Annotated in this window: 20 protein-coding genes and 1 pseudogene; 19 read left to right on the top strand and 2 right to left on the bottom strand. The window is 56.1% G+C overall.

Annotated features, from left to right (window positions below):
• The first annotated feature begins 83 nt into the window (after positions 1-83).
• Both mog and IM294_RS09995 read left to right on the top strand, forming a co-directional pair.
• Positions 84-671 carry a molybdopterin adenylyltransferase gene (mog, locus tag IM294_RS10000; RefSeq protein WP_041911271.1) on the top strand — a complete coding sequence of 196 codons (588 nt, stop codon included), beginning with the start codon at positions 84-86 and terminating at the stop codon, positions 669-671.
• Between the two features lie 122 nt (positions 672-793).
• Positions 794-2,116 (top strand): MFS transporter, encoded by a 1,323-nt coding sequence (locus tag IM294_RS09995; RefSeq protein ID WP_048960655.1) that lies wholly within the window; start codon positions 794-796, stop codon positions 2,114-2,116.
• Here the strand turns inward: IM294_RS09995 and satP are convergent.
• Positions 2,093-2,659, bottom strand: coding sequence for an acetate uptake transporter (gene satP, locus IM294_RS09990; RefSeq protein WP_041911269.1), 567 nt, complete (start codon positions 2,657-2,659; stop codon positions 2,093-2,095). The genes IM294_RS09995 and satP overlap by 24 nt on opposite strands.
• A 296-nt stretch (positions 2,660-2,955) precedes the next feature.
• Here satP and dnaK point away from each other — a divergent pair, with 296 nt between their 5' ends.
• The 4 genes from dnaK to nhaR all read left to right on the top strand — a co-directional run bounded on the left by dnaK (position 2,956) and on the right by nhaR (position 8,405).
• Complete coding sequence (gene dnaK, locus IM294_RS09985) at positions 2,956-4,869, top strand: molecular chaperone DnaK (protein WP_028015465.1); 1,914 nt, start codon at positions 2,956-2,958, stop codon at positions 4,867-4,869.
• An 87-nt stretch (positions 4,870-4,956) separates the two neighbouring features.
• Positions 4,957-6,102, top strand: coding sequence for a molecular chaperone DnaJ (gene dnaJ, locus IM294_RS09980; RefSeq protein ID WP_008502040.1), 1,146 nt, complete (start codon positions 4,957-4,959; stop codon positions 6,100-6,102).
• Between the two features lie 169 nt (positions 6,103-6,271).
• Entirely contained in the window at positions 6,272-7,447 is a 1,176-nt protein-coding gene (nhaA, locus tag IM294_RS09975) for a Na+/H+ antiporter NhaA (protein ID WP_126817862.1), read from the top strand.
• Between the two features lie 58 nt (positions 7,448-7,505).
• Positions 7,506-8,405, top strand: a complete 900-nt coding sequence (gene nhaR / locus IM294_RS09970; RefSeq protein ID WP_028015467.1) for a transcriptional activator NhaR — start codon at positions 7,506-7,508, stop codon at positions 8,403-8,405.
• A 57-nt stretch (positions 8,406-8,462) separates the two neighbouring features.
• Here the strand turns inward: nhaR and rpsT are convergent, their stop codons facing one another.
• The gene (gene rpsT, locus IM294_RS09965) at positions 8,463-8,726 is read right to left on the bottom strand and encodes a 30S ribosomal protein S20 (protein WP_003856458.1); all 264 of its coding nucleotides are present in this window, start codon (positions 8,724-8,726) and stop codon (positions 8,463-8,465) included.
• Between the two features lie 101 nt (positions 8,727-8,827).
• On the opposite strand from rpsT, the pseudogene IM294_RS22090 reads away from it, so the two are divergent.
• From IM294_RS22090 to folA, 13 genes and pseudogenes are all read left to right on the top strand, one after another.
• Positions 8,828-9,046: pseudogene (locus IM294_RS22090) on the top strand (DUF2575 domain-containing protein).
• A 7-nt stretch (positions 9,047-9,053) separates the two neighbouring features.
• On the top strand, positions 9,054-9,980 hold the full coding sequence (ribF, locus tag IM294_RS09960; protein ID WP_126817860.1) for a bifunctional riboflavin kinase/FAD synthetase: 927 nt from the start codon (positions 9,054-9,056) through the stop codon (positions 9,978-9,980).
• Between the two features lie 45 nt (positions 9,981-10,025).
• Positions 10,026-12,842: an isoleucine--tRNA ligase gene (gene ileS / locus IM294_RS09955; protein WP_045631133.1), complete on the top strand. Its 2,817-nt coding sequence runs from the start codon at positions 10,026-10,028 to the stop codon at positions 12,840-12,842.
• On the top strand, positions 12,842-13,342 hold the full coding sequence (lspA, locus tag IM294_RS09950; RefSeq protein WP_126817858.1) for a signal peptidase II: 501 nt from the start codon (positions 12,842-12,844) through the stop codon (positions 13,340-13,342). The genes ileS and lspA overlap by 1 nt, the downstream gene beginning before the upstream one ends.
• A 57-nt stretch (positions 13,343-13,399) precedes the next feature.
• The gene (fkpB, locus tag IM294_RS09945; protein WP_003856450.1) at positions 13,400-13,849 is read left to right on the top strand and encodes an FKBP-type peptidyl-prolyl cis-trans isomerase; all 450 of its coding nucleotides are present in this window, start codon (positions 13,400-13,402) and stop codon (positions 13,847-13,849) included.
• A gap of 1 nt (position 13,850) precedes the next feature.
• A complete protein-coding gene (gene ispH, locus IM294_RS09940) occupies positions 13,851-14,801 on the top strand; it encodes a 4-hydroxy-3-methylbut-2-enyl diphosphate reductase (RefSeq protein ID WP_028015471.1) in 951 nt (316 codons plus the stop codon).
• Between the two features lie 205 nt (positions 14,802-15,006).
• On the top strand, positions 15,007-15,828 hold the full coding sequence (dapB, locus tag IM294_RS09935) for a 4-hydroxy-tetrahydrodipicolinate reductase (RefSeq protein ID WP_126817856.1): 822 nt from the start codon (positions 15,007-15,009) through the stop codon (positions 15,826-15,828).
• Positions 15,829-16,282: 454 nt separating this feature from the next.
• Positions 16,283-17,431 carry a glutamine-hydrolyzing carbamoyl-phosphate synthase small subunit gene (gene carA / locus IM294_RS09930; protein ID WP_059357855.1) on the top strand — a complete coding sequence of 383 codons (1,149 nt, stop codon included), beginning with the start codon at positions 16,283-16,285 and terminating at the stop codon, positions 17,429-17,431.
• Between the two features lie 18 nt (positions 17,432-17,449).
• Positions 17,450-20,674 carry a carbamoyl-phosphate synthase large subunit gene (gene carB / locus IM294_RS09925; protein ID WP_041911263.1) on the top strand — a complete coding sequence of 1,075 codons (3,225 nt, stop codon included), beginning with the start codon at positions 17,450-17,452 and terminating at the stop codon, positions 20,672-20,674.
• Positions 20,675-20,814: 140 nt separating this feature from the next.
• Positions 20,815-21,048, top strand: coding sequence for a YgdI/YgdR family lipoprotein (locus IM294_RS09920; RefSeq protein WP_003856439.1), 234 nt, complete (start codon positions 20,815-20,817; stop codon positions 21,046-21,048).
• Positions 21,049-21,151: 103 nt separating this feature from the next.
• On the top strand, positions 21,152-21,682 hold the full coding sequence (kefF, locus tag IM294_RS09915) for a glutathione-regulated potassium-efflux system oxidoreductase KefF (RefSeq protein WP_025758024.1): 531 nt from the start codon (positions 21,152-21,154) through the stop codon (positions 21,680-21,682).
• Complete coding sequence (gene kefC, locus IM294_RS09910; RefSeq protein ID WP_045259435.1) at positions 21,675-23,540, top strand: glutathione-regulated potassium-efflux system protein KefC; 1,866 nt, start codon at positions 21,675-21,677, stop codon at positions 23,538-23,540. Before kefF ends, kefC begins: the two co-directional genes overlap by 8 nt.
• 114 nt (positions 23,541-23,654) lie before the next feature.
• Complete coding sequence (gene folA, locus IM294_RS09905) at positions 23,655-24,134, top strand: type 3 dihydrofolate reductase (RefSeq protein WP_006173915.1); 480 nt, start codon at positions 23,655-23,657, stop codon at positions 24,132-24,134.
• Positions 24,135-24,164: the final 30 nt, after the last annotated feature.

The following is a 24,164-nucleotide window of genomic DNA, read 5'->3' as shown; positions in this document are numbered from 1 at the left end:
ACGCGTCTTCTTCTGTCCTCTGTCTGAATTTTCCCTCTGCGTGTATCATTCCCATTAATCAGTACTTTTTGAATGGAATGGATATGAATACCTTACGCATCGGCTTAGTGTCGATTTCTGACCGCGCCTCCAGCGGCGTTTACCAGGATAAAGGCATCCCTGCTCTGGAAGAGTGGCTGGCAAGCGCGCTGACCACCCCGTTTGAGATCCAGACTCGCCTTATCCCCGACGAACAGCCGATCATTGAGCAGACCCTGTGTGAGCTGGTGGATGAGATGAGCTGTCACCTTGTGCTCACCACGGGTGGAACCGGCCCCGCGCGTCGCGACGTGACGCCGGACGCGACGCTGGCTATCGCCGACCGGGAAATGCCGGGCTTCGGCGAACAGATGCGCCAGATCAGTCTACACTTTGTCCCGACGGCAATCCTTTCCCGCCAGGTGGGGGTGATCCGCAAACAGGCGCTGATACTGAACCTGCCGGGGCAGCCAAAGTCGATCAAAGAGACGCTGGAAGGATTAAAAGCCGAGGACGGTAGCGTCATCGTGCACGGTATATTTGCAAGTGTACCGTATTGTATACAGCTGCTTGACGGGCCGTATGTGGAAACTGACGACAAAGTGGTAGCAGCATTTCGTCCTAAAAGCGCACGCCGCGAGACAATCTCCTGAAATTTACTAAAATGTGACATTAGCGCCAGCCGCAGTAGCGTGTAAATGGATTTACGATATAGTAATTTTTTCTTTACGATTGCTGTAAAAAATAATCCACAACACATGCACAATGGTTCGCTATGTCACATAACACCCGACCTCTGAATCGACAGGACTACAAAACGCTTACGCTCGCCGCCTTAGGTGGCGCGCTGGAGTTTTACGACTTCATCATCTTTGTCTTCTTCGCCGCCGTGGTGGGGGCGCTCTTCTTCCCGGCGGATATTCCGGAATGGCTGCGTCAGGTGCAAACCTTCGGCATCTTTGCTGCCGGGTATCTGGCACGTCCGCTGGGCGGCATCGTCATGGCTCACTTTGGCGATCTTGTCGGGCGTAAGAAGATGTTTACCCTGAGCATCCTGCTGATGGCGGTGCCGACGCTGGCCATCGGCCTGCTGCCCACCTATGCCTCCATGGGCATTCTCGCCCCGCTATTGCTGCTGCTGATGCGCATTCTTCAGGGCGCGGCCATCGGCGGGGAAGTGCCGGGGGCCTGGGTGTTTGTGGCGGAGCATGTTCCTGCCCGCCGCATCGGGATCGCCTGCGGAACGTTAACGGCGGGGCTGACCGTCGGGATCCTGTTGGGGTCGGTAGTGGCGACGATAGTCAACACCAGCATGACGCAGCAGGCCGTGCACGACTGGGGCTGGCGTGTTCCGTTCCTGCTGGGCGGGGCGTTTGGCCTGGTGGCAATGTACCTGCGCCGCTGGCTGCAGGAGACGCCGATTTTCCTCGAAATGCAGCAGCGTAAAGCGCTGGCGCAGGAGTTGCCGGTCAAAGCCGTTGTGGTGCGTCATAAAAAAGCGGTGGTGGTGTCGATGCTGCTCACCTGGCTGCTGTCGGCGGGCATCGTGGTGGTGATTTTGATGTCGCCGGTGTGGCTGCAGAAACAGTACGGTTTCGCCCCTGCCGTGACCTTACAGGCAAACAGTATTGCGACAATTATGCTCTGCTTTGGCTGTCTGGCCGCCGGACTAGCGGCGGATCGTTTCGGTGCCAGCCTGACCTTTATTGTCGGCAGCCTGCTGCTGGCCGCGTCGAGCTGGGCGTTCTACCATCTTGCGGGCAGCCATCCTGAACAGCTGTTCCTGCTGTACGGCGTGGTCGGACTGTGCGTGGGCGTCGTGGGGGCTGTGCCTTACGTCATGGTGCGCGCCTTCCCGCCGGAGGTTCGCTTCACCGGGATATCGTTCTCTTATAACGTCGCGTATGCCATTTTCGGCGGGCTGACGCCGATAGTGGTCACGGTCATGATGGGGGTGTCGCCGATGGCGCCTGCCTGGTATGTACTCGCGCTCTCGCTGATGGGGCTGGGATTAGGCGTTTGGCTTCGTCAGGCGGGGGAATATCGTGCCCGCGAGGCGGGCACGACAGAGGGATCAGTGTTTTTCACCAATAGGTAAAATGGTGCGGTCAAACTGTTCGTTCAGCACTTCACCCATTGCCAGGTAGATAGCGCTTGCGCCGCACACCAGGCCAATCCAGCCTGCTACGTGAACGATGCCTTCGTTATCCGCCAGGTGGCCAATTGCCAGCAGAGCGAACAGTACGGTCAGGCTCAGGAAGACGAACTGCAGCGCGCGGTTGCCTTTCAGGGTGCCGAAGAACATGAACAGGGTAAAGACGCCCCACAGGCCCAGATAGACGCCCAGGAAGTGGGCGTTTGCCGCGTCTGCCAGGCCCATTTTAGGCATCAGCAGGATGGCGACCAGGGTCAGCCAGAACGAGCCGTAAGAGGTGAAAGCAGTTAAGCCGAAGGTGTTGCCTTTCTTATATTCCAGCAGGCCCGCGAAGATTTGCGCGATACCGCCGTAAAAAATGCCCATCGCCAGGATTACGCCGTCCATCGGGAACATCCCGATGTTGTGCAGGTTCAGCAGAATGGTGGTCATGCCAAAACCCATCAGGCCCAGCGGAGCCGGATTAGCCAACTTAGTGTTGCCCATAAGTCCTCAAAAAAATCATCATTAAAATGGTGAAATGGTTAAACCCGCGTCAATACTCCCTGACGGGGCGCGGCATCATAATGGGCGGCATCGACGCCGTCTATGATCTCATCAGGGTGAAATTAAAATTTTTTTTATGCTTGCCCCTTGATGGATGCCGTCGCGACCCCATCTTGTAGTCAACCGCAGTGTGTGGACCTGAAAAAAATCAAATCTGGGCAGTTGAAAAAGCACGTTCTGCCCTTATTACAGGTACACAACCACATGTTGACTGAATTTTTAGTGGAGACGTTTAGATGGGTAAAATTATTGGTATCGACCTGGGTACTACCAACTCTTGTGTAGCGATTATGGACGGCACTACTGCACGCGTGCTGGAGAACGCCGAGGGCGATCGCACCACGCCTTCTATCATTGCTTATACCCAGGATGGTGAAACTCTGGTTGGTCAGCCGGCTAAACGTCAGGCAGTGACAAACCCGCAAAACACCCTGTTTGCGATCAAACGCCTGATTGGCCGCCGCTTCCAGGACGAAGAAGTTCAGCGTGACGTTTCTATCATGCCTTACAAAATCATCGCAGCAGATAACGGCGATGCGTGGCTTGATGTGAAAGGCACCAAAACGGCACCACCGCAGATCTCTGCTGAAGTGCTGAAAAAAATGAAGAAAACCGCTGAAGATTACCTGGGTGAGCCGGTAACTGAAGCTGTTATCACCGTTCCTGCTTACTTCAACGATGCTCAGCGTCAGGCAACCAAAGATGCTGGCCGTATCGCAGGTCTGGAAGTAAAACGTATCATCAACGAACCAACCGCAGCGGCGCTGGCTTACGGTCTGGATAAAGAAGTCGGCAACCGTACTATCGCGGTTTACGACCTGGGTGGTGGTACTTTCGATATCTCTATTATCGAAATCGACGAAGTTGACGGCGAAAAAACCTTCGAAGTTCTGGCAACCAACGGTGATACCCACCTGGGTGGTGAAGACTTCGATACCCGTCTGATCAACTACCTCGTTGACGAGTTCAAGAAAGATCAGGGCATTGACCTGCGTAACGACCCGCTGGCGATGCAGCGCCTGAAAGAAGCCGCTGAGAAAGCGAAGATCGAACTGTCTTCTGCTCAGCAGACCGACGTGAACCTGCCGTACATCACCGCAGACGCGACCGGTCCTAAACACATGAACATCAAAGTGACCCGTGCGAAACTGGAAAGCCTGGTAGAAGACCTGGTGAACCGTTCTATCGAGCCGCTGAAAGTTGCACTGCAGGATGCTGGCCTGTCCGTATCTGACATCCAGGACGTTATCCTGGTGGGTGGTCAGACCCGTATGCCAATGGTTCAGAAGAAAGTGGCTGAATTCTTTGGTAAAGAGCCACGTAAAGACGTGAACCCGGACGAAGCGGTAGCTATCGGTGCGGCGGTTCAGGGTGGTGTATTGACCGGTGAAGTGAAAGACGTACTGTTGCTGGACGTTACCCCGCTGTCTCTGGGTATCGAAACTATGGGCGGTGTGATGACTGCGCTCATCAACAAAAACACCACCATCCCAACCAAGCACAGCCAGGTGTTCTCTACCGCTGAAGACAACCAGTCTGCGGTAACCATCCATGTGCTGCAGGGTGAGCGTAAGCGTGCGTCTGATAACAAGTCTCTGGGTCAGTTTAACCTGGACGGCATCAACCCGGCACCGCGCGGCATGCCGCAAATCGAAGTTACCTTCGACATCGATGCTGACGGTATCCTGCACGTGTCTGCGAAAGACAAAAACAGCGGTAAAGAGCAGAAGATCACCATCAAGGCATCTTCTGGCCTGAATGAAGCGGAAATCGAAAAAATGGTTCGCGATGCCGAAGCTAACGCGGAATCCGACCGTAAGTTCGAAGAGCTGGTTCAGACCCGTAACCAGGGTGACCATCTGCTGCACAGCACCCGTAAGCAGGTTGAAGAAGCGGGCGATAAACTGCCAGCGGAAGACAAAACTGCTATCGAAGCTGCACTGACCGCGCTGGAAACGTCTCTGAAAGGCGAAGACAAAGCGGATATCGAAGCGAAGATGCAGGAGCTGGCACAGGCTTCCCAGAAGCTGATGGAAATCGCTCAGCAGCAGCACGCACAGCAGCAGGCAGGCGCTGACGCTTCTGCGAACAACGCGAAAGACGACGACGTTGTCGACGCTGAGTTCGAAGAAGTTAAAGACAAAAAATAATCGCCCTGATGCAGGGTAATTAATCGGCACGGGCGTAGGAGAACTCTCCACGCCCGTGCTCGCATGTTAAGGGGCTTAAAAAAACCAATGGCAAAGCAAGACTATTACGAGATTTTAGGCGTTCCGAAAACTGCGGAAGAGCGTGAAATCAAAAAGGCGTATAAGCGCCTGGCCATGAAATTCCACCCGGACCGTAACCAGGGTGACAAAGAGGCTGAAGCAAAATTTAAAGAGATCAAAGAAGCCTACGAAGTCCTGACCGATGCACAAAAACGTGCGGCCTATGACCAGTACGGCCACGCGGCCTTTGAACAGGGCGGCATGGGCGGCGGTGGATTCGGTGGCGGCGGCTTTGGCGGCGGTGCGGATTTCAGCGACATCTTTGGCGACGTGTTCGGCGATATCTTCGGCGGCGGTCGTGGTCGTCAGCGCGCAGCGCGCGGCGCAGACCTGCGCTACAACATGGATCTCACTCTTGAAGAGGCCGTTCGTGGCGTCACGAAAGAGATCCGTATCCCGACGCTGGAAGAGTGTGACGTTTGCCACGGCAGCGGCGCGAAAGCGGGTACCCAGCCACAGACCTGTCCAACCTGTCATGGCTCCGGCCAGGTACAGATGCGCCAGGGCTTCTTCGCGGTACAGCAGGCCTGTCCGCACTGTCACGGTCGCGGTACGCTGATTAAAGATCCGTGCACCAAGTGTCACGGCCACGGTCGCGTTGAGAAAACCAAAACCCTGTCCGTTAAGATCCCGGCTGGCGTTGATACGGGCGACCGCATCCGTCTGGCGGGTGAGGGCGAAGCAGGCGAGCACGGCGCGCCGGCAGGCGATCTGTACGTTCAGGTTCAGGTGAAGCAGCACGCCATCTTCGAGCGTGAAGGCAATAACCTGTACTGTGAAGTGCCGATCAACTTCGCGATGGCGGCTCTCGGCGGTGAAATCGAAGTGCCGACGCTGGACGGTCGCGTCAATCTGAAAATTCCTGGTGAAACTCAGACCGGCAAGCTGTTCCGCATGCGCGGCAAAGGCGTGAAATCCGTTCGCGGTGGTGCGCAGGGCGACCTGCTGTGCCGCGTCGTCGTGGAAACGCCGGTTGGCCTGAACGACAAGCAGAAACAGCTGTTGAAAGAGCTTCAGGAGAGCTTTGGCGGCCCAACGGGTGAGAAAAACAGCCCGCGCTCCAAAAGCTTCTTTGATGGCGTCAAAAAATTCTTCGATGATTTGACCCGCTAATTCGTTAGCTGTGTCTAACTTCAAAAAGCCCGGAAGCGATTCCGGGCTTTTTTTTGCAGTTATAGATCGGTAAAACTGAGTCTATACCCAATATTAATCTGTTTTTGCCGAGCTATTTGGCTTGGTATTATGGTTTTATCGAGGTATCGTTGTAAAAGAGAGAACAAAAATGAAATTACTACACCGTTTCTTTAGCAGTGAGGCGTCCGGTGGTGTGATCCTGATTATTGCCGCGGCCGCCGCGATGGTGCTGGCTAACCTGGGCATGACCCGCGATCTCTATCACGCATTTCTGGAAACGCCCGTCGAGCTGAAGGTCGGAGCGCTGGAAATTAACAAGAACATGCTGCTGTGGATCAATGATGCGCTAATGGCGGTGTTCTTCCTGCTCGTTGGTCTTGAGGTTAAGCGCGAGCTGGTGCTAGGTTCGCTAGCCAGCCGCCAGCGCGCGGCGTTCCCGGTTATTGCCGCGCTCGGTGGGATGGTCGTTCCAGCGCTGCTCTTTCTCGCATTTACCTGGCAGGATCCTGTCGCGCGTGACGGCTGGGCGATCCCGGCCGCAACGGATATCGCCTTTGCGCTCGGTGTCTTAGCTCTGCTCGGCAGCCGCGTGCCGGTTGCGCTGAAAATCTTCCTGATGGCGCTGGCGATCATTGATGACCTGGGCGCCATTGTGATTATCGCGCTGTTCTACACCAGCGATCTGTCGATCCTGTCCCTGAGCGTGGCCGCCGGGGCGATTGCGGTGTTGGCGGTGCTGAACATCTTCAACGTTCGCCGCATCGGTATCTATATCCTGGTGGGGATGGTGCTGTGGACGGCGGTGCTGAAATCCGGCGTGCACGCCACGCTGGCCGGCGTGATTGTGGGCTTCTTCGTGCCGCTTAAGCCGCAGGACGGTAAGTCACCCGCTAAACAGCTGGAACACGTGCTGCACCCGTGGGTCGCCTTTATGATCCTGCCGCTGTTTGCGTTTGCCAACGCGGGCGTTTCCCTGCAGGGGGTCACGCTGGACGGGCTGACGTCTGTCCTGCCGCTGGGCATTATTGCCGGGCTGTTTATCGGTAAGCCGCTGGGGATCAGCCTCTTCTGCTGGCTGGCGTTGAAGATGAAGCTGGCATCGTTGCCGAACGGTACAACCTTTAGTCAGATCATGGCCGTCGGCATACTGTGCGGTATTGGATTCACCATGTCGATCTTTATCTCGACGCTGGCGTTTGGTGCAAACGCGCCAGAGCTCATCGTCTGGGCGAAGCTCGGCATTCTCATCGGGTCATTACTGGCGGCAGTGATTGGGTATACTTTGTTGAAGGTGAAGTTGTCCCGACAGGCCGTCCAGGCATAACGGAACACCGGGAGAAGGTCACTCTTCTCCCGATACACACTCAGGGAGCGAAGACGCGATGCCTCATTTGAATTACAACCATCTTTACTACTTCTGGCACGTTTACAAACAGGGCTCGGTCGTGGGGGCTGCAGAGGCGCTTTACCTGACGCCGCAAACCATCACCGGGCAAATCAAAGCCCTTGAAGAACGGCTGCAGGGTAAGCTCTTCAAGCGCAAGGGCCGTGGAATTGAGCCCAGCGAACTGGGTGAACTGGTTTTCCGCTATGCGGACAAAATGTTTACCCTGAGCCAGGAGATGCTGGATATCGTCAACTACCGCAAAGAGTCGAACCTGCTCTTTGATGTGGGGGTGGCGGATGCACTATCCAAACGGCTGGTAAGCGGCGTGCTGGATGCCGCTGTGGTAGAGGATGAACAAATCCATCTGCGCTGCTTTGAATCCACCCACGAGATGCTGCTGGAGCAACTGAGCCAGCACAAGCTGGACATGATTATCTCGGATTGCCCCATCGACTCCACGCAGCAGGAGGGGCTGTTCTCGGTGAAAATTGGCGAATGTGGCGTGAGCTTCTGGTGCATCAATCCACCGCCGGAGAAACCTTTCCCGGCCTGTCTGGAAGAGCGTCGCCTGCTGGTGCCGGGCAGGCGTTCCATGCTCGGACGCAAGCTGCTGAACTGGTTTAATTCGCAGGGGCTGAACGTGGAGATCCTCGGTGAGTTCGACGATGCGGCGCTGATGAAAGCCTTTGGCGAAGCGCATAATGCGATCTTCGTGGCGCCAACGCTCTACGCGCACGATCTCTATTCAGACGATAAGATTACGGAGATTGGCAGAGTAGATAACGTGATGGAGGAGTACCACGCCATATTCGCCGAAAGGATGATTCAACACCCGGCGGTGCAGCGAATCTGCAACCGTGACTACTCGGCGCTGTTTACGCCACCGGCATTCTGAAGACATAAAAAAACCCGCGTTAAGCGGGTTCTTTAAACAAGCAACAACAAGTAGCGATTAAGCCAGTTTGTTGATCTGCGCGGTCAGGTTTGCTTTATGACGCGCTGCTTTGTTTTTGTGGATCAGACCTTTAGCAGCCTGACGATCCACGATTGGTTGCATTTCGTTAAATGCGTTCTGCGCTGCAGCTTTGTCGCCAGCTTCGATTGCTGCGTATACTTTCTTGATGAAAGTACGCATCATAGAGCGACGGCTTGCGTTGTGCTTACGAGCCTTTTCAGACTGAACGGCACGTTTCTTAGCTGATTTGATATTAGCCAAGTCCAACTCCCAAATATGTTCTATGTGGACAATTCAAAGGCCGAGGAATATGCCCTCTTTGCCTTCTTTTGTCAATGGATTTGTGCAAATAAGCGCCGTTAATTAGCGACGCTACGTTACGTAGTGATGGCGCAGGATTCTACCAGCTTGTCTTTCGTGAATACAGCCTTTCGGCGTAAAAATCGCAGTTCACGGGCAGATTTTTTCGCTGTGAAAGGTCAGCCTGATGAAATCATTACGGCTTTCTGTTTTGCGCGAACAATCGCCGGTTAACCTTAACCGCTGTACAAGGTATACTTTGGCGATTTTCACTGTTTTGAGCCAGACATGAAGCTGATACGCGGCATACATAATCTCAGCAGAGCGCCACACGGGTGCGTGCTGACCATTGGTAATTTCGACGGCGTGCATCGTGGTCATCAGGCGCTGTTGCAGGGATTGCGTAAAGAAGGGGAGGCCCGTGGCCTGCCCGTTGTGGTGATGATTTTCGAGCCACAGCCGCTGGAGCTGTTCGCGGGCGATAAATCTCCCGCTCGCCTCACTCGCCTGCGCGAAAAGTTGCGCTACCTGGCGGAGTCCGGCGTGGACTACGTATTGTGTGTGCGTTTCGATCGCCGCTTTGCCGCACTGACAGCACAAAATTTTGTCAGCGACCTGCTGGTTAAGCGTCTTGGCGTTCAGTTTCTCGCCGTGGGGGATGATTTCCGCTTTGGCGCTGGTCGTCAGGGCGATTTCTTGCTATTACAGAAGGCTGGTCTGGAGTACGGTTTTGACGTCACCAGCGCGATGACCTTCTGTGAAGGCGGCGTGCGCGTCAGCAGCACGGCGGTGCGGCAGGCGCTGGCTAATGATGAACTGGAGACGGCAGAAAATTTGCTGGGCCATCCGTTCACCATCTCTGGCCGCGTGGTTCATGGCGATGCGCTGGGCCGCACGATTGGTTTCCCGACGGCGAATATACCGCTGCGTCGTCAGGTTTCCCCGGTTAAAGGGGTCTATGCGGTGGAAGTGGCAGGACTGGGCGATAAGTCGTTTTACGGCGTTGCCAACATTGGCACGCGTCCTACCGTTGCCGGTGTGCGTCAACAGCTAGAAGTGCACCTGCTGAACGTTGTAATGGACCTTTATGGTCGCCATATAGATGTAATACTGCGTAAAAAAATACGCAACGAGCAGCGATTTGCTTCGCTGGATGAACTTAAGGCGCAAATCGCGCGAGATGAATTAACGGCCCGCGAGTTTTTTGGGCTTTAGAACCGGCTTAACTGCCTACGTGATAAATACGGAACCGAGAATCTGATGAGTGACTATAAATCAACCCTGAATTTGCCGGAAACAGGGTTCCCGATGCGCGGCGATCTCGCCAAGCGTGAACCGGGAATGCTGGCGCGTTGGACCGATGATGACCTGTACGGCATCATTCGTGCAGCCAAAAAAGGTAAAAAAACCTTCATTCTGCATGATGGCCCTCCATATGCGAATGGCAGCATTCATATTGGTCACTCTGTAAACAAGATTCTGAAAGATATTATCGTGAAGTCCAAAGGACTCGCGGGATTTGACTCGCCTTACGTGCCGGGCTGGGACTGCCACGGTCTGCCGATCGAGCTGAAAGTGGAGCAAGAGTTTGGCAAGCCTGGTGAGAAGTTCACCGCTGCAGAGTTCCGCGCGAAGTGCCGCGAATACGCGGCCACCCAGGTTGAAGGCCAGCGCGCTGACTTTATCCGTCTGGGCGTGCTGGGCGACTGGTCGCACCCGTACCTGACCATGGACTTCAAAACCGAAGCCAACATCATCCGTGCGCTGGGCAAAATCATCGGTAACGGCCACCTGCATAAAGGCGCAAAGCCTGTGCACTGGTGCGTGGACTGCCGTTCTGCGCTGGCAGAAGCGGAAGTGGAATATTACGACAAAACTTCACCTTCTATCGACGTGGCCTTCGAAGCGGTCGATCAGGATGCCATTAAAGGTAAATTCGGTCTGCCTGGCGTTAGCGGCCCGATCTCTCTGGTGATCTGGACCACTACCCCGTGGACGCTGCCAGCCAACCGTGCAATCTCTCTCTCCGGCGAGTTCGAATATGCGCTGGTGCAGATTGATGGCCGCGCGGTTATCCTGGCGAAAGATCTGGTTGAAAGCGTGCTGAAACGCGCGAATATTACCGACTACACCGTGCTGGGCACCGTAAAAGGCGACGCGCTGGAGCTGATGCGCTTCAAACACCCGTTCCTGGACTTCGACGTTCCGGCGATCCTGGGCGACCACGTCACGCTGGACGCGGGTACCGGTGCGGTACATACCGCCGGTGGCCACGGTCCTGACGACTACAACATCAGCCTGAAATACGGCCTGGAAATTGCCAACCCGGTAGGCCCGGACGGGTCTTACCTGCCTGGCACCTACCCGGCGCTGGACGGTATCAACGTCTTCAAAGCCAACGACATCATCGTTGACATGCTGCGCACCAGCGGCGCGCTGCTGCACGTTGAGAAAATGCAGCACAGCTATCCGTGCTGCTGGCGCCACAAGACGCCGATCATCTTCCGTGCGACCCCGCAGTGGTTCGTCAGCATGGATCAAAAAGGCCTGCGCGAGCAGTCACTGAAAGAGATCAAAGGCGTGCAGTGGATCCCGGACTGGGGCCAGGCGCGTATCGAATCCATGGTGGCTAACCGTCCTGACTGGTGTATCTCTCGTCAGCGTACCTGGGGCGTGCCGATGTCGCTGTTCGTGCATAAAGAGACGCATGAGTTGCACCCGAACACCCTGGAACTGATGGAAGAAGTGGCGAAGCGCGTCGAAGTTGACGGCATTCAGGCGTGGTGGGATCTCGACGCCCGCGACATCCTGGGCGCGGACGCGGACAACTATGAGAAAGTGCCAGACACCCTGGACGTGTGGTTCGACTCCGGATCTACTCACGCCTCCGTAGTTGACGTGCGCCCGGAGTTTGCCGGTCACGCGGCCGACATGTATCTGGAAGGTTCCGACCAACACCGCGGCTGGTTCATGTCATCTCTGATGATCTCCACCGCGATGAAAGGTAAAGCGCCTTACCGTCAGGTACTGACCCACGGCTTCACCGTGGATGGTCAGGGCCGTAAGATGTCTAAATCTATCGGCAACACCGTTTCGCCGCAGGACGTGATGAACAAGCTGGGCGCGGACATCCTGCGTCTGTGGGTAGCCTCAACCGACTACACTGGCGAAATGGCGGTGTCTGACGAGATCCTGAAGCGTGCTGCCGACAGCTATCGTCGTATCCGTAACACCGCGCGCTTCCTGCTGGCGAACCTGAACGGGTTCGATCCAGTGAAAGATATGGTGAAACCGGAAGAGATGGTCGTGCTGGACCGCTGGGCGGTAGGCTGCGCGAAAGCGGCGCAGGAAGATATCCTGAAAGCCTATGAGTCTTACGACTTCCACGAAGTGGTGCAGCGCCTGATGCGCTTCTGCTCCATCGAGATGGGCTCGTTCTACCTCGACATCATCAAAGATCGCCAGTACACCGCGAAAGCGGACAGCGTGGCACGCCGTAGCTGCCAGTCCGCGCTGTTCCACATCGCAGAAGCGCTGGTGCGCTGGATGGCGCCGATCATGTCCTTCACCGCGGATGAAATCTGGGGTTATCTGCCGGGCGACCGTGAGAAGTATGTCTTCACCGGCGAGTGGTATGAAGGTCTGTTCGATCTCTCCAGCACCGAAGCAATGAACGATGCCTTCTGGGACGAGCTGCTGAAAGTGCGTGGCGAAGTGAACAAGGTTATCGAGCAGGCGCGTGCGGATAAGAAAGTTGGTGGCTCTCTGGAAGCGGCAGTGACCCTGTACGCCGAACCGGAGCTGGCGGCGAAGCTGACCGCGCTGGGCGATGAATTACGATTTGTCCTGTTGACCTCCGGTGCAAAAGTTGCGGATTATGCCGAGGCTTCTGCTGATGCTCAGCAGAGCGAGTTGCTCAAAGGCCTGAAAGTCGCACTGAGCAAAGCCGAAGGTGAGAAGTGCCCGCGCTGCTGGCATTACACTACCGATATCGGCCAGGTGGCGGAACACGCAGACATCTGCGGACGCTGTGTAAGCAACGTCGCCGGTGACGGCGAAAAACGTAAGTTTGCCTGATGAGTAAAACTCTCTGTTCAACAGGACTGCGCTGGCTGTGGCTGGTTGTGGTGGTGCTGATTATCGATCTGGGCAGCAAGTTCCTGATCCTCCAGAATTTCACTCTGGGGGAGACGGTTTCGCTGTTCCCGTCGCTTAACCTGCACTATGCGCGCAACTACGGCGCGGCGTTTAGCTTCCTTGCCGACAGCGGTGGCTGGCAGCGCTGGTTCTTCGCGGGTATCGCTCTCGGTATCTGCGTGGTACTGGCTGTGCTGATGTACCGCTCGAAGGCCACGCAAAAGCTGAATAACATCGCCTACGCGCTGATCATTGGCGGCGCGCTGGGCAACCTGTTTGACCGCCTGTGGCACGGCTTTGTGGTCGATATGATCGACTTCTACGTCGGCGACTGGCACTTCGCGACCTTTAACCTGGCCGACACCGCCATCTGCATCGGTGCGGCGTTAATCGTGCTGGAAGGCTTCTTGCCTAAACCCGCAGCGAAAGAGCAGGCGTAATTGTCAATGCCGGGTGATGCTCTGCGCCACCCGGCACAACATTAAAGAGCAATGTGTATGTCTAAATCCGTACAGAGCAACAGCGCGGTTCTCGTTCACTTCACGCTGAAGCTGGATGACGGCTCCACGGCTGAATCCACCCGCAATAACGGCAAACCTGCCCTGTTTCGTCTCGGCGATACCTCCCTGTCTGAAGGTCTTGAGCAGCAGCTCCTGGGCCTGAAAGAGGGTGAGAAAAAAGCGTTCTCGCTGGAGCCGGATGCCGCGTTTGGCGTGCCAAGCCCGGACCTGATTCAGTATTTCTCGCGCCGCGAGTTTATGGACGCGGGCGAACCGGAAATCGGGGCGATTATGCTCTTTACCGCTATGGACGGCAGCGAAATGCCTGGCGTGATCCGCGAGATTAACGGCGACTCTATCACCGTTGACTTCAACCATCCGCTTGCCGGGCGTACCGTTCATTTTGATGTTGAAGTGCTGGAGATCGATCCGGCACTGGAGGCCTGAAATGCAGATCCTGTTGGCTAACCCGCGCGGCTTCTGCGCCGGTGTAGACCGCGCTATCAGCATTGTTGAAAACGCGCTGGAGATTTACGGCGCGCCGATCTACGTGCGTCATGAAGTGGTGCATAACCGCTACGTGGTCGACAGCCTGCGCGAGCGCGGTGCTATTTTCATCGAGCAGATCAGCGAAGTGCCGGACGGTGCGATCCTGATCTTCTCCGCGCACGGCGTCTCTCAGGCGGTCCGTAACGAAGCGAAAAGCCGCGATCTGACCGTATTCGATGCCACCTGTCCATTAGTGACAAAAGTGCATATGGAAGTGGCGCGCGCCAGCCGTCGCGGTGAAGAGTCGATTCTGATTGGCCACGCCGGTCACCCGGAAGTTGAAGGCACCATGGGCCAGTACAGCAACCCGGAAGGGGGAATGTACCTGGTGGAGTCGCCGGAAGATGTTCTGACGCTGAACGTGAAAAACGAAGCGCGTCTGTCGTTTATGACCCAGACCACGCTCTCCGTAGACGACACCTCAGACGTGATTGACGCCCTGCGCCAGCGCTTCCCGAAAATCGTCGGGCCGCGTAAGGATGATATCTGCTACGCCACCACTAACCGTCAGGAAGCGGTGCGCGCGCTGGCTGAACAGGCGGACGTGGTGCTGGTTGTCGGCTCTAAAAACTCCTCTAACTCCAACCGTCTGGCCGAACTGGCGCAGCGTATGGGGAAAGCGGCGTTTTTAATCGACGACGCGACGGACATCCAGGAAGCGTGGGTGAAAAATGCGGCCTGCGTTGGCGTTACCGCAGGCGCTTCCGCGCCGGATATCCTCGTGCAAAACGTCATTGCTCGTCTGCAGGAGCTGGGCGGGGGCGAAGCGGTGCCGCTGGAAGGACGCGAAGAGAATATCGTCTTCGAAGTGCCGAAAGAGCTGCGTATCGACGCCCGCGAAGTGGAATAATTTCTTTTCTGATGAAAGGCCAGCACCTCCTGTGCTGGCCTTTTTTTTGCCCCGGACTTTATCGTGACGACAAAATCATGTCTTTTACTGATATCTGAGTCGGTTTCACGTTAAATTCTAATTATTGGTGTTTTCAGTTGGCAGCCTTTACGAAGGCTGGTTAATCTGAAAACGGTTTACATCATTTTAACGTAAGAGAATAACTATGCATGATGCACAGATCCGTGTCGCCATTGCGGGCGCGGGTGGACGTATGGGTCGCCAGCTGATTCAGGCGGCAATACAAATGGATGGCGTGGCACTCGGCGCGGCGCTGGAGCGTGGAGGTTCATCCCTGCTGGGATCCGATGCGGGTGAACTGGCCGGCGCGGGCAAGACAGGTGTTACCGTTCAGAGCAGCCTTGATGCGGTGAAAGATGACTTTGACGTGTTCATCGACTTTACCCGTCCCGAAGGCACCCTGACTCACCTGGCGTTTTGCCGCCAGCACGGTAAAGGGATGGTGATTGGCACCACCGGCTTCGATGATGCGGGTAAACAGGCCATTCAGGATGCAGCCAGCGACATTGCGATTGTCTTTGCCGCGAACTTTAGCGTAGGCGTTAACGTCATGCTGAAGCTGCTGGAAAAGGCGGCGAAGGTGATGGGTGACTACACCGACATAGAGATTATTGAAGCGCACCACCGCCATAAAGTTGATGCTCCATCAGGCACGGCGCTGGCGATGGGCGAAGCGATTGCTTATGCAATGGATAAAGATTTTAAAGACATCGCGGTCTATTCCCGTGAAGGGCATACCGGAGAACGCGTGCCGGGCACCATTGGTTTCGCAACCGTCCGGGCGGGCGATATCGTCGGCGAACACACGGCGATGTTCGCCGATATTGGCGAACGTGTTGAGATTACGCACAAAGCGTCAAGCCGCATGACGTTCGCCAATGGCGCAGTACGCTCCGCATTGTGGCTGAAATCGAAAGAAAAGGGTCTTTTTGATATGCGAGATGTGCTGGATCTCAACAATTTGTAAGCTTTATTACCCATCGTGATGTGGTTGTTGCAGTCGTAATGTATTGATTGCATAGGGCAATAATTTATTGCCCTCTTATTTTATTTGTTTTAGATGGATTTTGATTGTTAATGGTCATAAATCTGAGTTTTATGCCATTATTATGTGAATTGAATGTAAATTTTGACCATTTGGTCCACTTTTTGTTGCTCTCGTCTCTTAATTTCCATAAAACCTACCGCGCAAGCGTTTTCCAGGATGATTTACCTGATCTTTTTGCCCATTAAATCCCATTCAAGCCGCCAGTCATGCAAAAGAGTAAACAAAATATCCGTTTTAAGTTGACTTTTACCCACCAAATCTCCAGAATGCCGCCGTTTGCCAAAAATCCGCTGGCAACACATTTGCATTGATCTATGACATAGTCATGAATTAATATGCAAATAAAGTGAGTGAATATTCTCTGGAGGGTGTTTTGATTAAGTCAGCGCTATTGGTTCTGGAAGACGGAACCCAGTTTATCGGTCGGGCCATAGGGGCAACGGGTTCGGCGGTTGGGGAAGTCGTTTTCAATACTTCAATGACCGGTTATCAAGAAATCCTCACTGATCCTTCCTATTCTCGCCAAATCGTTACTCTTACTTATCCTCATATCGGCAATGTCGGCACCAATGCGGCTGACGAAGAATCCTCTCAGGTACATGCGCAAGGCCTGGTCATTCGTGACCTGCCGCTGATTGCCAGTAACTTCCGCAACACCGAAGATCTTTCTTCTTACCTGAAGCGCCATAATATTGTGGCGATTGCCGATATCGATACCCGCAAGCTGACGCGTCTGCTGCGTGAGAAGGGTGCACAGAACGGCTGCATCATCGCAGGGGATAACCTCGACGCGACGCTGGCGCTGGAAAAAGCGAAAGCCTTCCCGGGCCTGAACGGCATGGACCTGGCGAAAGAAGTGACTACCGCCGAAGCCTACAGCTGGACGCAGGGGAGCTGGACGCTGGAAGGCGACCTGCCGGAAGCGAAAAAAGAGAGCGAACTGCCGTTCCACGTGGTGGCCTATGATTTTGGTGCCAAGCGCAACATCCTGCGCATGCTGGTTGACCGCGGCTGCCGCCTGACGGTGGTACCGGCGAAAACCTCCGCTGAGGAGGTGCTGAAGATGAACCCGGACGGCATCTTCCTCTCTAACGGCCCAGGCGACCCGGCACCGTGCGATTACGCTATCGACGCCATCAAGTCCTTCCTGGAAACCGACATCCCGGTATTCGGCATCTGCCTCGGCCATCAGCTGCTGGCGCTGGCGAGCGGTGCGAACACCGTCAAGATGAAGTTCGGCCACCACGGTGGTAACCACCCGGTAAAAGACATTGATAACAATACGGTGATGATTACCGCGCAGAACCACGGTTTCGCCGTCGATGAAGCCTCTATGCCGGCTAACCTGCGCGTGACGCACAAATCACTGTTCGATGGCACCTTGCAGGGTATCCACCGTACCGATAAGCCAGCGTTCAGCTTCCAGGGCCACCCGGAAGCCAGCCCGGGCCCGCACGACGCCGCGCCGCTGTTCGATCACTTCATCGAACTTATCGAGCAATACCGTAAGACCGCTAAATAATCAGGAGCCGAGAAGACCATGCCAAAACGTACAGACATAAAAAGCATCCTGATCCTTGGCGCTGGCCCGATCGTCATCGGCCAGGCCTGCGAATTCGACTACTCCGGCGCGCAGGCGTGTAAAGCGCTGCGCGAAGAGGGTTACCGCGTTATCCTGGTGAACTCTAACCCGGCGACCATCATGACCGACCCGGAAATGGCGGATGCCACCTACATCGAGCCGATTCACTGGGAAGTGGTACGTAAAATCATCGAGAAAGAGCGTCCGGACGCGGTGCTGCCAACCATGGGCGGCCAGACGGCGCTGAACTGCGCGCTGGAGCTGGAGCGTCAGGGCGTGCTGGCTGAATTTGGCGTCACCATGATTGGTGCGACCGCCGACGCGATTGATAAAGCAGAAGACCGTCGCCGCTTTGACGTGGCGATGAAGAAAATCGGCCTCGACACCGCGCGCTCCGGTATTGCGCATAACATGGAAGAGGCGCTGGCCGTTGCGGCTGAAGTGGGCTATCCGTGCATCATCCGTCCATCGTTCACCATGGGCGGCACCGGTGGCGGTATCGCCTACAACCGCGAAGAGTTCGAAGAGATTTGCGAGCGCGGTCTGGATCTCTCCCCAACCAAAGAGCTGCTGATTGATGAATCGCTGATTGGCTGGAAAGAGTACGAGATGGAAGTGGTGCGTGATAAAAACGACAACTGCATCATCGTCTGCTCCATCGAAAACTTCGATGCGATGGGTATCCACACCGGCGACTCCATCACCGTTGCGCCAGCCCAGACGCTGACCGACAAAGAGTATCAAATCATGCGTAACGCCTCGATGGCGGTACTGCGTGAAATCGGCGTGGAAACCGGCGGTTCTAACGTGCAGTTCTCGGTGAACCCGAAAACCGGCCGTCTGATTGTTATCGAAATGAACCCGCGCGTCTCCCGCTCCTCCGCGCTGGCCTCCAAAGCCACCGGCTTCCCGATTGCGAAAGTGGCGGCGAAGCTGGCAGTGGGTTACACCCTCGACGAGCTGATGAACGACATCACCGGTGGCCGCACGCCTGCGTCCTTCGAGCCGTCCATCGACTACGTTGTGACTAAAATTCCTCGCTTTAACTTCGAGAAATTCGCGGGCGCGAACGACCGTCTGACGACCCAGATGAAATCTGTGGGTGAAGTGATGGCGATTGGCCGCACGCAGCAGGAATCCCTGCAAAAAGCGCTGCGCGGTCTGGAAGTGGGCGCCACCGGCTTTGACCCGAAAGTGAGCCTGGACGATCCGGAAGCGCTGACCAAAATCCGCCGCGAGCTGAAAGACGCGGGCGCAGAGCGTATCTGGTACATCGCCGATGCCTTCCGCGCGGGCCTGTCCGTCGACGGCGTATTTAACCTGACCAACATCGACCGCTGGTTCCTGGTGCAGATTGAAGAGCTGGTGCGTCTGGAAGAGAAAGTGGCGGAGCTGGGTATCAACGGCCTGGACGCAGACTTCCTGCGCATGCTGAAGCGTAAAGGCTTCGCCGATGCGCGTCTGGCTAAGCTGGCGGGCGTGCGCGAAGCGGAAATCCGCAAGCTGCGCGACCAGTATGACCTGCACCCGGTTTACAAGCGCGTGGACACCTGTGCAGCAGAGTTCTCGACCGATACCGCGTACATGTACTCCACCTATGAAGACGAGTGCGAAGCGAACCCGTCCGTCGACCGCGACAAGATTATGGTGCTGGGCGGCGGTCCAAACCGTATCGGCCAGGGCATCGAGTTCGACTACTGCTGCGTACACGCCTCGCTGGCGCTGCGCGAAGACGGGTACGAGACCATCATGGTCAACTGTAACCCGGAAACCGTTTCTACCGACTACGACACCTCCGATCGCCTCTACTTCGAGCCGGTTACCCTGGAAGACGTGCTGGAAATCGTGCGCATCGAGAAGCCAAAAGGCGTTATCGTGCAGTACGGCGGTCAGACCCCGCTGAAGCTGGCGCGCGCGCTGGAAGCCGCAGGCGTACCGGTTATCGGTACCAGCCCGGACGCGATTGACCGCGCGGAAGACCGTGAGCGTTTCCAGCAGGCGGTTGACCGTCTCAAGCTGAAACAGCCGGCGAACGCCACCGTGACCGCCATTGAAATGGCCGTTGAGAAGGCGAAGGAGATTGGCTACCCGCTGGTGGTGCGTCCTTCCTACGTCCTGGGCGGCCGCGCGATGGAAATCGTCTACGACGAAGCCGACCTGCGTCGCTACTTCCAGACGGCGGTGAGCGTTTCCAACGATGCGCCAGTACTGCTTGACCGCTTCCTCGACGACGCGGTTGAGGTGGACGTTGACGCCATCTGCGACGGCGAAATGGTGCTGATTGGCGGCATCATGGAGCACATCGAGCAGGCTGGCGTGCACTCCGGCGACTCCGCCTGTTCTCTGCCGGCCTACACGCTGAGCCAGGAAATTCAGGACGTGATGCGCCAGCAGGTGCAGAAGCTGGCCTTTGAGCTGCAGGTTCGTGGCCTGATGAACGTTCAGTTCGCGGTGAAAGACAACGAAGTTTATCTGATTGAAGTCAACCCGCGTGCGGCGCGTACCGTACCGTTCGTCTCTAAAGCGACCGGTATTCCGCTGGCGAAAGTGGCGGCGCGCGTAATGGCTGGCCAGACGCTGGCGCAGCAGGGCGTAACCAAAGAGATCATCCCGCCGTATTACTCGGTGAAAGAGGTGGTGCTGCCGTTCAACAAATTCCCGGGCGTTGACCCGCTGTTAGGGCCAGAGATGCGCTCAACCGGGGAAGTGATGGGCGTGGGCCGCACCTTCGCAGAAGCGTTTGCCAAGGCGCAGCTGGGCAGCAGCTCTACCATGAGAAAATCGGGCCGTGCGCTGCTCTCCGTTCGCGAAGGCGATAAAGAGCGCGTGGTTGACCTGGCCGCCAAGCTGCTGAAACAGGGCTTTGAGCTGGACGCAACCCACGGTACGGCGATTGTGCTGGGTGAAGCCGGTATTAACCCGCGTCTGGTGAACAAAGTGCATGAAGGTCGTCCGCACATTCAGGATCGTATCAAGAATGGCGAATATACCTACATCATCAACACCACCGCAGGACGCCAGGCGATTGAAGACTCCAAGCTGATTCGCCGCAGCGCGCTGCAATACAAAGTGCACTACGACACCACACTGAACGGCGGTTTCGCAACAGCGATGGCGCTGAATGCGGATGCTACCGAAAAGGTGATTTCGGTGCAGGAAATGCACGCGCAGATTAGCAAGTAACCCCCATTGCCCGGTACCGTTCGGTTACCGGGCAATTTTCCCATCTTAAGAACCTTCTGGTTTTTCATCCGCTTTCAGTCAGTTAGCCTAAAATAGTTAGGTCGATAACGAAAATTCAACTGAGAGCAGGGGAAAACACCATGCAAAATAAATTACTGATCGCTTCCGTTCTGGCTGCCACCGCAATGTTTACCGTCGCGGGCTGTTCGTCCAATCAGGCCGTAAAAACCACCGATGGCAAAACGATTGTCACCGACGGGAAACCGCAGGTGGATGACGATACCGGCCTGGTGTCGTACAAAAACGCCGAAACCGGTCAAACTGAACAGATTAATCGCGACCAGGTGAAATCCATGGGCGAGCTGGATAACTAATTCAGAATTCTGACGTAAGCCCGTCAATAATATTCACTATTAGCCTGTTGAATTACTGACTACACTCTTTTGTTAAAAGAAGGCAGTAACAACAGGCTAATCAATGATTCTTATAATTTATGCCCATCCCTATCCGCAGCACTCGCATGCGAATAAGCGGATGCTTGAGCAGGTAAGGACGCTGGATAACGTAGAGATACGTTCCCTCTATCAACTCTATCCCGATTTTAATATCGATATCGCCGCTGAACAGGAGGCGCTCTCCCGTGCCGATCTGATCGTCTGGCAACATCCTATGCAGTGGTACAGCACGCCGCCGCTCCTGAAGCTGTGGATTGATAAAGTCTTCTCCCACGGCTGGGCGTATGGTCACAACGGCCATGCGCTAAAAGGCAAAAGCCTGATGTGGGCGGTCACTACGGGCGGAGGAGAAAGCCACTTTGATATTGGTACCTTCCCGGGGTTTGACGTCCTGGCGCAGCCGCTGCAGGCTACGGCGCTTTACTGTGGGCTGAACTGGCTCCCGCCTTTTGCGATGCATTGCACCTTTGTTTGCGACGATGAAACGCTGCAGGCGCAGGCTCGCCATTATAAACAACGCTTGCTTGAGTGGCAGGAGACGCATCATGGATAGCCATACGCTGATACAGGCGCTGATTTATCTCGGCGCGGCGGCGCTGATTGTGCCGGTGGCGGTACGTCTGGGGCTGGGGTCGGTTCTCGGCTACCTGATTGCGGGCTGCGTCATTGGGCCCTGGGGCTTTCGACTGGTAACGGATGCGGAGGCGATCCTCCATTTCGCTGAAATTGGCGTCGTGCTGATGCTGTTTGTGATTGGTCTGGAGCTGGATCCGCAGAGGTTATGGAAACTTCGCGCCTCGGTATTTGGCGGAGGCGCGCTGCAGATGGTGGCCTGCGGCCTGCTGCTCGGTGGGTTCTGCATCCTGTTGGGCATGGACTGGAAAGTGGCGGAGCTTATCGGCATGACGCTGGCGCTCTCCTCGACGGCCATCGCCATGCAGGCGATGAACGAGCGAAATCTGACGGTCTCGCAGATGGGACGCAGTGCGTTCTCGGTGCTGCTGTTCCAGGATATCGCCGCTATTCCGCTGGTGGCGATGATCCCGCTGCTGGCGGCAAGCGGCTCGTCCACAACGCTGGGGGCGTTTGCGCTGTCGGCATTAAAAGTCGTGGGGGCGCTGGCGCTGGTGGTCCTGCTTGGCCGCTACGTGACCCGCCCGTTACTGCGGTTTGTTGCCCGTTCAGGCCTGCGCGAAGTGTTCAGCGCCGTGGCGCTGTTCCTGGTGTTTGGCTTTGGTTTGCTGCTGGAGGAAGCCGGGCTGTCGATGGCGATGGGGGCGTTCCTCGCAGGCGTTCTGCTGGCGAGCTCTGAATATCGTCACGCGCTGGAAAGCGATATCGAGCCGTTCAAAGGGCTGCTGCTGGGGCTGTTTTTCATCGGCGTGGGGATGTCCGTCGACTTCGGCACGCTGGTCACGCACCCGCTGCGGATCGTCATCCTGCTCGTCGGTTTCCTGATCATTAAAATGGCGATGCTGTGGCTGATTGCGCGTCCATTGAAGGTGCCGAACAAGCAGCGCCGCTGGTTTGCCGTACTGCTGGGTCAGGGGAGCGAATTTGCGTTTGTGGTCTTTGGCGCCGCGCAGATGGCAAACGTTCTCGACCCAGAGTGGGCGAAAGCGCTGACGCTGGCGGTCGCGCTGTCGATGGCGGCAACGCCTGTTCTACTGGTGGTGCTGACGCGTCTGGAAAAATCAGGCAGCGAGCAGGAGCGCGAAGCCGACGAGATCGATGAGGAGCAGCCGCGCGTCATCATCGCCGGATTTGGTCGCTACGGGCAGATCGTTGGCCGTCTGTTGCTGTCCAGCGGGGTGAAAATGGTGATTCTCGATCACGATCCTGACCATGTCGATACCCTGCGTAAATTTGATATGAAGGTGTTTTACGGCGATGCGACTCGCGTCGATCTGCTGGAATCCGCCGGGGCGGCAAAAGCCGAGGTATTGATTAACGCCATTGATGATCCTGAGACCAGCATGCAGATGGTGGAGCTGGTAAAAGAGCATTTTCCGGGGCTGACCATTATCTCCCGCGCGCGCGATGTGGATCATTACATCCGGCTGCGTCAGGCGGGCGTAGAGGCGCCGGAGCGTGAAACGTTCGAAGGCGCGCTGAAGTCTGGCCGCCTGGCGCTGGAGAATCTGGGGCTCGGCGCGTATGAAGCGCGCGAACGTGCGGACCTGTTCCGCCGCTTTAACACCGGGATGGTGGAAGAGATGGCGGCGATGGCCGGCAGTACGGCCACGGAGCGTGCGGCGGTGTTTAAACGCACCAGCGCCATGCTGACAGAAATCATTAACGAGGACCGCAATCACCTGTCGCTGATCCAACGTCATGGCTGGCAGGGCACGGAAGAGGGCAAGCATACCGGCGATCCGGCTGACGAGCCCGAGAGTAAACCTTCCGCGTGAAGTGGAGTTGCCAGCAATAATAAAAAATTTCTGTATCTTTACTCTGCCGCCAGTCGACGAAAGATTAAGCTTTCCGTATAGTGGCGGCAATTTTTTGCATCCGGGAAATTTTCAATGATCAGTCTGATTGCAGCGCTGGCGGTGGACCGCGTTATCGGTATGGAAAATGCCATGCCGTGGAACCTGCCTGCCGATCTCGCATGGTTTAAACGTACTACGTTAAACAAGCCGGTAGTGATGGGCCGCCTGACCTGGGAGTCGATTGGTCGTCCATTGCCGGGCCGTAAGAATATCGTTATCAGTAGCCAGCCGGGCACTGACGATCGCGTCGAATGGGTTAAGTCCGTTGATGAAGCGATTGCCGCCTGCGGTGACGCCGAAGAGATCATGGTGATCGGCGGCGGCCGCGTGTATGAGCAGTTCCTGCCAAAAGCGCAGAAGCTGTATCTGACCCACATTGATGCGGAAGTGGAAGGGGACACCCATTTCCCGGATTACGATCCGGACGAGTGGGAATCGGTATTCAGCGAGTTCCACGACGCGGATGCACAGAACTCCCACAGCTACTGCTTCGAGATTCTGGAACGTCGTTAAGTGATGTCCCTCTCCCGCCCGGGAGAGGGA

Source organism: Enterobacter cloacae complex sp. P43RS (assembly GCF_014930585.1).
In the GTDB taxonomy this organism is placed as follows: domain Bacteria; phylum Pseudomonadota; class Gammaproteobacteria; order Enterobacterales; family Enterobacteriaceae; genus Enterobacter; species Enterobacter bugandensis.
Note: the sequence above shows the minus strand (reverse complement) of the source record. Positions and strands in the feature narration are given on the sequence as shown.